Here is a 9,586-nt window from a genome sequence, read left to right as displayed (position 1 = left end):
GTGGTGGCGCCGGCCTGCAGGCAGATATCGAAGCCCTGCTCGCCCAGGGTTGCCACGCGGCCCCGGCCGTCACCGCGTTGACCGTGCAAAACACCGTCAATGTCAGTGATTTCCGCGTGCTTGACCGTGAGTGGGTACTGGCCCAGGCCAATGCCGTGCTCGGCGACTCTGAAGTCGCGGCGGTCAAGCTGGGCATGCTCGGCTCCACCGCGATGGTCGACACCGTGGTCGAACTGCTGCAGGCGCACCCGCATTTGCCGGTGGTCTGCGACCCGGTGCTGCGCGCCGGCGGCGGCGGTAGCCTGGGCAAGGACGAGGTCGGCTATGCGATGCGCGAGCGGCTGCTGCCCCTGTCATTGATCGCCACCCCCAACCTGCCCGAAGCGCGCATCCTTGCGGAACTGCCCGACGGCAGCGCCGACGACTGCGCCGAGAAGCTGCTGCCGTACATCAAGCACCTGCTGATCACCGGCGGCCATGGCGACGAGCACGAAGTGCACAACCGCCTGTACAGCCGCGACGGCACGCGCCACACCTTTACCTGCCAGCGCTTGCCCGGCAGTTATCACGGTTCGGGTTGCACCTTGGCCAGTGCGCTGGCCGGGCGCATTGCCCAGGGCGAAGGCTTGGCCAGCGCCGTGCAAACGGCCCTCAACTACACGTGGCGTACCCTGCGCGATGCCGAACAACTCGGCCAGGGCCAGTTCGTGCCGCGCCGATTGCCGCTGGATTTCTGCTCGTAACTTATCGCTCGTCAGCAAGGGGTTTGCCCGATGAAACTACGCGGCCTTTACGCCATTACCGACAGCCAGCTGTTGGCCGGCAAATTCCTCGCCTACGTCGAGGCGGCGCTGGACGGTGGCGTCACCCTGTTGCAGTACCGCGACAAAAGCAGCGACGAGGCACGCCGCCTGCGTGAAGCCGAAAAGCTGTATGAGCTGTGCTCGCGCTACAAGACTCAATTGATCATCAACGACGATGCCGAACTGGCCGCGCGCCTGGGCGTCGGCGTGCACCTGGGCCAGACCGACGGCCCGCTGACCTCGGCCCGGGCACTGCTCGGCGCCAAGGCGATCATCGGCGCTACCTGTCACAGCCAGATCGAACTGGCCGAACAGGCCGCCAAAGAAGGCGCCAGCTACGTCGCCTTTGGCCGCTTCTTCAATTCCACGACCAAACCCGGCGCACCTGCCGCCACCGTTGACATGCTGGCCCAGGCCCGCAAGCGCCTGCACCTGCCGATCTGCGTGATCGGCGGCGTCACCCTGGAAAACGCCGAGCCGCTGGTGGCCCACGGGGCCGACCTGCTCGCCGTGGTCCACGGCCTGTTCGGTGCCGACAGCACCCAGGAAGTCACCCGCCGCGCCCGCGCGTTCAACGTCCTTCTTAAATCTTCAGTTTAGAGAGCCCGACCATGTCCCGTTCCGAAACCCTGTTTGCCAACGCCCAGAAACACATCCCCGGCGGTGTGAACTCCCCCGTGCGTGCGTTCAAGAGCGTGGGCGGCACGCCGCTGTTCTTCAAGCATGCCGAAGGCGCCTACGTCACCGATGAAGACGACAAGCGCTATGTCGACTACGTCGGCTCCTGGGGCCCGATGATCCTCGGCCACAGCCATCCGGACGTGCTCGACGCGGTGCGCCAGCAACTGCAACACGGCTTGTCCTACGGCGCCCCGACCGCGATGGAAACCGAGATGGCCGACCTGGTCTGCTCGATCGTGCCGTCGATGGAGATGGTACGCATGGTCAGCTCCGGCACCGAAGCGACCATGAGCGCGATCCGCCTGGCCCGTGGTTTCACCGGCCGCGACAACATCATCAAGTTCGAAGGCTGCTACCACGGCCACTCCGACAGCCTGCTGGTAAAAGCCGGCTCCGGCGCGCTGACCCAAGGCGTACCCAATTCCGCTGGCGTACCTGCGGCGTTCGCCAAGCACACCCTGACCCTGCCGTTCAACGACATCGCGGCCGTCGAGCAGATGCTCAGCGAAGTCGGCCAGGACGTGGCGTGCATCATCGTCGAGCCGGTTGCCGGCAACATGAACTGCGTGCCACCGGCCCCGGGTTTCCTTGAGGGTCTGCGCGAGCAGTGCGACAAGCATGGCGTGGTGCTGATTTTTGACGAAGTGATGACCGGTTTCCGGGTCGCCCTCGGTGGCGCCCAGGCTTACTACGGCGTCACGCCAGACCTGAGCACCTTCGGCAAGATCATCGGCGGCGGCATGCCGGTAGGCTGCTTCGGCGGCAAGCGCGAGATCATGCAACACATCGCCCCGCTCGGCCCGGTCTACCAGGCAGGCACCTTGTCGGGTAACCCGCTGGCAATGGCCGCCGGCCTGACCACCCTGCGCCTGATCAGCCGCCCGGGCTTCCACGCCGAGCTCACCGACTACACCACACGCATGCTCGACGGCCTGCAACAACGCGCCGACGCCGCCGGCATCCCGTTCGTGACCACCCAGGCCGGTGGCATGTTCGGCCTGTACTTCAGCGGCGCCGACGATATCGTCACCTTCGATGACGTGATGGGCAGCGATGCCGAGCTGTTCAAGCGCTTCTTCCACCTGATGCTCGAAGGCGGCGTGTACCTGGCACCGAGCGCCTTTGAAGCTGGCTTCACCTCGATTGCCCATGGCGAAGCCGAACTGAAATTGACACTGGATGCTGCCGAGCGCGCCTTCGCGGCCCTGAAATAAGTGACGGCAACCTCTGACGTTGCCCCTGGCAGCGTCAGATTTGCTACTTTGCTTACAGACAATTCCTGGTTTTTTCGAGAATTGCCCTGCAATCCGGCAGATAACTTGCCCAAGCAGCAGAAAAACGAGTAAAGACTTTGTAAGCAGAGGCCTGCTTATTTCATAATGCGCGCTTATTGGACTCCCCCGAGGGTCCCGCGCCCCGTCAGAGGTAAGTCGATTCCCATGAAACGCACCGGCCGCACCCTGGTTCTGGGCTGCCTGTTGCTCCTTCAACCGCTACTGGCACATGCCCAGGCCGGCGGCAACTCGTTGTTAATCCCAGCGATGGGTCGTTGCACCCTCAATACCCAGCCAGACAGCCAGGCCGAAGCCCTGAGCGCGTGCCAGAAACAGGCCGAGGACGGGGATGCACAGGCGCAATACGAGTTGGGCGAGTACTACCACGACAGCAAGAACCCGGCCGTTGACCTCAACAAAGCGTTGAGCTACTTCGAGAAAGCCTCGTTGCAGGGCCACGCCCAAGCGCAATACCAGTTGGGCAACATGTTCTTCAAAGGCGAAGGCGTGCCGGCCAACAACGTCCAGGCGTACATCGTGCTGAAAATGGCCGCGGTCAACGGCGCTGAAGACGCACTGGACACCGCCGACGAAGTCGCCGAGCACATGCAGCGCGATGAACTGGAAGTGGCGACCCAGGTGCTGGGGCAGATTTTCCGCAACTACCTGCAGGAATTGCAGAGCGCCGATGGGCGTTCGCCGTTCTCACCCCTTCCCTGATTTTTTTGTAGACCTTACATCGCTATCGCAGGCAAGCCAGCTCCCACATTCGACCGCGTTTCAATGTTGGAATGCAGTCAACTGTGGGAGCTGGCTTGCCTGCGATAGGCGCGACTCGGTCTAAAGCCCTACTTCTCAGGCATCGGCATCGGAAACGGCATCACATTGCTCGTGCCCCGTGCTTCGCTGATCTTCGGCGTCCCCAGGCGCTCGACTTCATCGATGCGCACAATCGAATGCATCGGCACAAAGCTGCGCACCACGCCTTCGAACTGGGCCTTGAGCTTTTCTTCGCCCGGATCGACCACCAACTGGGTGCGCTCGCCAAAGACGAACTCTTCCACCTCCAGGAAGCCCCACAGATCGCTTTGATAGATCTGCTTGGCGTACATTTCGAACACCTGGCCCTGGTTGACGAAAATCACCTTATAGATTGGAGCTTCACGTTTGGTCATGGTGGGCGAACAACACATGGGGATATAAAAGAGGGCGCGAACTATAGCATGGCACCCGATGCACAGCGCTAGGAACCAATGGGCATGCCCCCTATAATGCGCGGTTCTTTACCACCAGTTGACGATTCCCATGGCCAAGAAGCTTTACATCGAAACCCACGGTTGCCAGATGAACGAGTACGACAGCTCGCGCATGGTCGACTTGCTGGGCGAACACCAGGCCCTGGAAGTCACTGCCCGCGCCGAAGATGCCGACGTGATCCTGCTCAATACCTGCTCGATCCGCGAGCGGGCCCAGGACCGTGTGTATTCGCAGTTGGGCCGCTGGCGCGAATTGAAACTGGCCAACCCGGACATGGTGATCGCCGTCGGCGGTTGCGTGGCCAGCCAGGAAGGCGCCGCGATCCGTGACCGCGCGCCCTATGTCGATGTGGTGTTCGGCCCGCAAACGCTGCACCGCCTGCCGGAAATGATCGACGCCGCACGCGTCACCAAGCTGCCGCAGGTGGACGTGTCGTTCCCCGAAATCGAAAAATTCGACCATCTGCCCGAACCGCGTATCGACGGACCGAGCGCCTATGTATCGGTGATGGAAGGTTGCAGCAAGTACTGCACCTTCTGCGTGGTGCCTTACACCCGTGGCGAAGAGGTCAGCCGGCCGTTTGACGATGTGCTGGCAGAAATCATCCACCTGGCTGAAAACGGCGTGCGCGAAGTCACCTTGCTGGGCCAGAACGTCAACGGCTACCGTGGCCAGACCGATGACGGCCGCCTGGCCGACCTGGCGGAATTGATCCGCGTGGTCGCCGCTGTCGATGGCATCGAGCGTATCCGCTACACCACCTCGCACCCGCTGGAGTTTTCCGACAGCCTGATCCAGGCCCACGCCGAAGTGCCAGAGCTGGTCAAGCACCTGCACTTGCCGGTGCAATCAGGTTCGGACCGCATTCTGTCGGCGATGAAGCGCAACCACACCGCGCTGGAATACAAATCCAAATTGCGCAAACTGCGCGCCGCCGTGCCGGGCATCTGCATCAGTTCGGACTTTATCGTCGGCTTCCCGGGCGAAACCGAGAAAGACTTCCAGCAGACCATGAAGCTGATCGAAGACGTCGGTTTCGACTTCTCCTACTCGTTCGTCTACAGCCAGCGCCCGGGCACCCCGGCTGCCGACCTGCTGGATGAAACCCCGGAAGCGTTGAAAAAAGAGCGTTTGAACGCGCTGCAACATCGCCTTAATCAGCAAGGCTTTGAAATCAGCCGACAAATGGTCGGTTCGATCCAGCGCATTCTGGTCACCGATTATTCAAAGAAAGACCCGGGTGAATTGCAGGGGCGTACCGAGAACAACCGAATCGTCAACTTCCGCTGCGACAATCCCACGCTGATCGGCCAGTTTGCCGATGTGCACATAGATGCGGCGCAGCCACACTCGTTGCGTGGCTCGTTGATCAACTGATCTCGCTGACCGGATGAAGATCAAAATGTGGGAGCTGGCTTGCCTGCGATAGCGATGTATCAGTGCCCTATGTGCCAACTGACCGACCGCTATCGCAGGCAAGCCAGCTCCCACAGGGGTTCTTCAGGGTTATCGAGAGTGGGGCCAAGCTATTTAAGTGCTTTCGCACACCGGCGCCTGGCGTTATTCTCTCTCTCACCTCATCAGCCAAAGGGCGGCTAAAAGCAACCTTGAACGCACCCATAGCAGAACCCCATCGTTTTATCCTCGAGCCTTTTGAGGCTCGCCGTTTCGCCAACCTGTGCGGACAGTTCGACGAGCACCTGCGCCTGATCGAACAACGCCTGAGCATCGAGATCCGCAACCGCGGCAATCAGTTCGAGCTCATTGGTGAACCCCAACACACCACGTCTGCAGAAAACCTGCTGCGCCGTCTCTACCGTGAAACCAAGGGTAGCGAGCTGTCGCCGGAGACCGTGCACCTGTACCTGCAGGAATCGGCTGTGCAAGACCTGGCCAATAACCCGGTGGCCGAAGCCAGCGTGGCCTTGCGTACCAAAAAAGGCATGATTCGCCCACGCGGCTTGAATCAGCAGAAGTACGTCAAGGAAATCCTCGGCAACGACATCAACTTCGGCATCGGCCCGGCCGGTACCGGCAAGACCTACTTGGCAGTGGCCTGCGCCGTCGACGCCCTGGAGCGCGAGCAAGTGCGGCGCATCCTGCTGGTGCGCCCTGCGGTCGAGGCCGGCGAAAAGCTCGGCTTCCTGCCCGGCGACCTGGCCCAGAAGATCGACCCGTACCTGCGCCCGCTCTACGACGCGCTGTACGAGATGCTCGGGTTTGAATACGTGGCCAAGCTGATCGAGCGCCAGGTGATCGAGATCGCCCCGCTGGCCTACATGCGCGGCCGTACGCTCAACAACAGCTTCATCATCCTCGACGAAAGCCAGAACACCACCGTCGAGCAGATGAAGATGTTCCTCACCCGTATCGGTTTCGGCTCAACCGCCGTGATCACGGGCGACATCACCCAGGTCGACCTGCCCAAGGGCACCAAGTCGGGCCTGGGCCAGGTGATCGAGGTGCTCAAGGACGTGCCGGGTATCAGCTTTACGCACTTTATGCCCAAGGACGTGGTACGCCACCCGCTGGTGCAGCGTATTGTCGAAGCCTATGAGCGTTTCGAACACCGCGACGACGCGCCCGCCAAGGACGCTCGCCACGATGCTTGAGCTAGACCTGCAGCTGGCCACCGACGCGCCCGCCCCCAGCGAAGCCCAGTTCCGCCAATGGTGTGAACTGGCCTTGCGCCAGCGCACCGCCGACTCGGAGCTGACCATTCGTCTGGTGGACGAGGCCGAAGGCCGTGAGCTGAACCACACCTGGCGCCAGAAAGACTACGCCACCAACGTGCTGTCCTTCCCCGCCGACGTACCCGACGAATTGCTGGATATCCCGTTGCTGGGCGACCTGGTGATCTGCGTCGCGGTGGTCGAACGCGAAGCGGCGGAACAAGGCAAGGAACTTGAGGCCCATTGGGCCCATCTAGTCATCCACGGCTGCTTGCATCTCTTGGGTTACGACCATATAGACGATGACGAAGCCGAGGAAATGGAAGCACTGGAACGAACGTTGCTTGCAGAACTGGGTCACCGCGACCCGTATGCAGACGACGAAAGCTGATCAACACTCAACTGTCATATCAAAGGATTCAGAGTAATCGCTATGAGCGAAGACCGATCGAGCAACGGGCAGAAGTCATGGCTGGGTAAACTGACCCAGGCTTTTGCCCACGAGCCGAAAAACCGCCAGGAGCTCTTGGAGCTGCTGCGCGATGCACACCAGAACAAATTGCTGGACAGCGAAGCGCTGGCCATCGTCGAAGGCGCCATCCAGGTGGCTGACCTGCAAGTACGCGACATCATGGTCCCGCGCTCGCAGATGATCAGCATCAAGGCGACACAGACCCCACGGGAATTCCTCCCGGCCGTGATCGACTCGGCGCATTCGCGCTACCCGGTGATCGGTGAAAGCCATGACGATGTCATGGGTGTCCTGCTGGCCAAGGACTTGCTGCCGTTGATCCTCAAGGAGAACGGCGACAGCTTCAACATCAAGGACCTGCTGCGCCCGGCCACCTTCGTGCCGGAGTCCAAGCGCCTGAATGTGCTGCTGCGCGAGTTCCGCGCCAACCACAATCACATGGCCATTGTGATTGACGAATATGGCGGCGTGGCCGGCCTGGTCACCATCGAGGACGTGCTGGAGCAGATCGTCGGCGACATCGAAGACGAGCACGACGTCGAAGAAGACAGCTACATCAAGCCGCTGCCCAGCGGTGATTTCCTGATCAAGGCGCTGACGCCGATCGAGAACTTCAACGAGTTCTTCGACAGCGAGTTCTCGGACGATGAGTTCGACACCGTCGGCGGCCTGGTGATGAGTGCGTTCGGGCATTTGCCCAAGCGCAATGAAACCACCGAGATCGGTGCGTATCGCTTCCGCATCCTCAATGCCGATAGCCGTCGTATCCATCTGATCCGTTTGACACCTATCGCCCGCTAAGGACTGACATGCGCCGTATGATCGCACCCGGCTGGCCCGGTAATTTGCTGGCCGTGGTGGCCGGCGCCATCACAACTCTGGCGCTGGCGCCGTTCGATATCTGGCCGTTGGCGCTGGTAGCGGTCGGCCTGTTCTATATCGGCCTGCGGGAGCTCTCGCCCCGCCAGGCCCTGGGCCGTGGCTGGTGTTTCGGCTTCGGCCTGTTTGGTGCCGGCACCAGTTGGATCTACTACAGCATCCACCACTTCGGCGGCGCTTCGGTGTTGCTGGCGGGGTTCCTGATGCTGCTATTCACTGCCGCCATCGCCTGGTTCTTTGCCCTGCCCGCCTGGCTGTGGGCGCGCTGGTTGCGCCGTAACGAAGCACCGCTGGCGGACGCATTGACGTTCGCCGCGTTGTGGGTCGGCCAGGAAGCCTTTCGTGGCTGGTTCCTCACCGGTTTCCCGTGGTTGTACTCCGGTTACAGTCAACTCGACGGGCCGTTGACCGGCCTCGCGCCAGTGGGCGGGATGTGGCTGATTTCCTTCGCCCTGGCACTCACTGCCGCATTGCTGTGCAACCTGCCGCGCCTGCTGGCGAGCAAGCGCAATGCCTTCATCGGCGCGGGCCTGTTATTGCTGGTTGCGCCCTGGGCCATTGGCCTGGCGCTCAAGCATCACGCCTGGACATCGCCGTCTGGCGCGCCGCTGAGCGTGGCCGCGATCCAGGGCAACGTCGAGCAAAGCATGAAGTGGGACCCCGACCAGCTCAATGCACAGTTGGCGCTGTACCGCGACATGAGCCTGAGCTCCAAGCGCGTCGACCTGCTGGTGTGGCCGGAAACCGCCGTGCCGGTGCTCAAGGAGTCCGTTGAGGGCTACCTGGGCATGATGGGCAAGTTTGCCGCCGACCGGGACACCGCGCTGATCACCGGCGTACCGATTCGCCAGGAAGTGCACCACCAGAAGCGCTACTTCAACGGCATCACCGTGGTCGGTGAAGGCGACGGCACCTACCTCAAGCAGAAACTGGTGCCGTTTGGCGAGTACGTGCCGTTGCAGGACATGTTGCGCGGGCTGATCGCCTTCTTCGACCTGCCCATGTCGGACTTCGCCCGCGGCCCTTCTGACCAGGCCATGCTGCAGGCCAAGGGTTATCAGATTGCGCCGTTCATTTGCTATGAAGTGGTGTACCCCGAATTCGCCGCCGGCCTGTCGGCCCAGAGCGACCTGCTGCTGACCATCAGCAACGACACTTGGTTCGGCCGCTCCATCGGCCCGCTGCAGCACCTGCAAATGGCGCAGATGCGTGCATTGGAGGCTGGCCGCTGGATGATCCGCGCCACCAACAACGGCGTGACCGGGCTGATCAACCCGTTCGGGCAGATCACCGCGCAGATCCCGCAGTTTGAGCGCGGCATTCTCTATGGGGAGGTGGTGCCGATGCATAACCTCACGCCGTACCTGCAATGGCGTTCGTGGCCGTTGATCATTGTGTGTGTGCTGCTCTTTGGCTGGGCATTGCTGGCCGGCAGGATGTCCAAAACAGTCTGACCTGTGGGAGCTTGCTTGCCTGCGATGGCGGTGTATCAGTGCCCTGAGTGCTCACTGACCCACCGCCATCGCAGGCAAGCCAGCTCCCACAATT

The 9,586-nt window shown here is 61.7% G+C and carries 10 protein-coding genes; 9 read left to right on the top strand and 1 reads right to left on the bottom strand.

Features of this window, described 5'->3' with window-relative positions; translation table 11 throughout:
• The 4 genes from GIW04_RS09375 to GIW04_RS09360 all read left to right on the top strand — a co-directional run.
• Nucleotides 1–743 (top strand): hydroxymethylpyrimidine/phosphomethylpyrimidine kinase (locus GIW04_RS09375; RefSeq protein WP_236478966.1); only part of this gene is annotated, 743 nt, incomplete at its 5' end.
• Between the two features lie 30 nt (nucleotides 744–773).
• On the top strand, nucleotides 774–1,403 hold the full coding sequence (gene thiE, locus GIW04_RS09370) for a thiamine phosphate synthase (protein ID WP_034133769.1): 630 nt from the start codon (nucleotides 774–776) through the stop codon (nucleotides 1,401–1,403).
• Between the two features lie 11 nt (nucleotides 1,404–1,414).
• A complete protein-coding gene (gene hemL, locus GIW04_RS09365; RefSeq protein WP_098950283.1) occupies nucleotides 1,415–2,698 on the top strand; it encodes a glutamate-1-semialdehyde 2,1-aminomutase in 1,284 nt (427 codons plus the stop codon).
• A gap of 225 nt (nucleotides 2,699–2,923) precedes the next feature.
• The gene (locus tag GIW04_RS09360) at nucleotides 2,924–3,478 is read left to right on the top strand and encodes a tetratricopeptide repeat protein (RefSeq protein WP_003194434.1); all 555 of its coding nucleotides are present in this window, start codon (nucleotides 2,924–2,926) and stop codon (nucleotides 3,476–3,478) included.
• Nucleotides 3,479–3,606: 128 nt separating this feature from the next.
• On the opposite strand, the gene GIW04_RS09355 is transcribed toward GIW04_RS09360, so the two are convergent.
• Nucleotides 3,607–3,933: a DUF1820 family protein gene (locus GIW04_RS09355; RefSeq protein ID WP_120248785.1), complete on the bottom strand. Its 327-nt coding sequence runs from the start codon at nucleotides 3,931–3,933 to the stop codon at nucleotides 3,607–3,609.
• Nucleotides 3,934–4,063: 130 nt separating this feature from the next.
• Between GIW04_RS09355 and miaB the strand changes: the two genes are divergently transcribed.
• The 5 genes from miaB (at nucleotide 4,064) to lnt (ending at nucleotide 9,492) form a co-directional block, all read left to right on the top strand.
• On the top strand, nucleotides 4,064–5,392 hold the full coding sequence (gene miaB, locus GIW04_RS09350) for a tRNA (N6-isopentenyl adenosine(37)-C2)-methylthiotransferase MiaB (protein WP_003194438.1): 1,329 nt from the start codon (nucleotides 4,064–4,066) through the stop codon (nucleotides 5,390–5,392).
• A 230-nt stretch (nucleotides 5,393–5,622) separates the two neighbouring features.
• Complete coding sequence (locus GIW04_RS09345) at nucleotides 5,623–6,627, top strand: PhoH family protein (protein ID WP_003194440.1); 1,005 nt, start codon at nucleotides 5,623–5,625, stop codon at nucleotides 6,625–6,627.
• Complete coding sequence (ybeY, locus tag GIW04_RS09340; protein WP_003194442.1) at nucleotides 6,620–7,078, top strand: rRNA maturation RNase YbeY; 459 nt, start codon at nucleotides 6,620–6,622, stop codon at nucleotides 7,076–7,078. Before GIW04_RS09345 ends, ybeY begins: the two co-directional genes overlap by 8 nt.
• 42 nt (nucleotides 7,079–7,120) lie before the next feature.
• The gene (locus GIW04_RS09335) at nucleotides 7,121–7,960 is read left to right on the top strand and encodes an HlyC/CorC family transporter (RefSeq protein ID WP_003194444.1); all 840 of its coding nucleotides are present in this window, start codon (nucleotides 7,121–7,123) and stop codon (nucleotides 7,958–7,960) included.
• A gap of 8 nt (nucleotides 7,961–7,968) precedes the next feature.
• Entirely contained in the window at nucleotides 7,969–9,492 is a 1,524-nt protein-coding gene (gene lnt, locus GIW04_RS09330) for an apolipoprotein N-acyltransferase (RefSeq protein ID WP_034133771.1), read from the top strand.
• The last annotated feature ends 94 nt before the right edge of the window (nucleotides 9,493–9,586 follow it).

Source organism: Pseudomonas sp. PA-4-8C (genome assembly GCF_021606625.1).
Taxonomy (GTDB): Bacteria; Pseudomonadota; Gammaproteobacteria; order Pseudomonadales; family Pseudomonadaceae; genus Aquipseudomonas; species Aquipseudomonas lactis.
The sequence above is the reverse complement of the archived record's forward strand: the minus strand, read 5'-3'. Positions and strand labels throughout refer to the sequence as shown.

Bases quoted from the DNA above. Each gene is read 5' to 3' on its own strand.
- GIW04_RS09360 (WP_003194434.1), top strand. From the start codon at position 2,924: ATGAAACGCACCGGCCGCACCCTGGTTCTGGGCTGCCTGTTGCTCCTT.
- GIW04_RS09335 (WP_003194444.1), top strand. From the start codon at position 7,121: ATGAGCGAAGACCGATCGAGCAACGGGCAGAAGTCATGGCTGGGTAAA.
- GIW04_RS09355 (WP_120248785.1), bottom strand. From the start codon at position 3,933: ATGACCAAACGTGAAGCTCCAATCTATAAGGTGATTTTCGTCAACCAG.
- ybeY (WP_003194442.1), top strand. From the start codon at position 6,620: ATGCTTGAGCTAGACCTGCAGCTGGCCACCGACGCGCCCGCCCCCAGC.
- lnt (WP_034133771.1), top strand. From the start codon at position 7,969: ATGCGCCGTATGATCGCACCCGGCTGGCCCGGTAATTTGCTGGCCGTG.
- thiE (WP_034133769.1), top strand. From the start codon at position 774: ATGAAACTACGCGGCCTTTACGCCATTACCGACAGCCAGCTGTTGGCC.
- hemL (WP_098950283.1), top strand. From the start codon at position 1,415: ATGTCCCGTTCCGAAACCCTGTTTGCCAACGCCCAGAAACACATCCCC.
- miaB (WP_003194438.1), top strand. From the start codon at position 4,064: ATGGCCAAGAAGCTTTACATCGAAACCCACGGTTGCCAGATGAACGAG.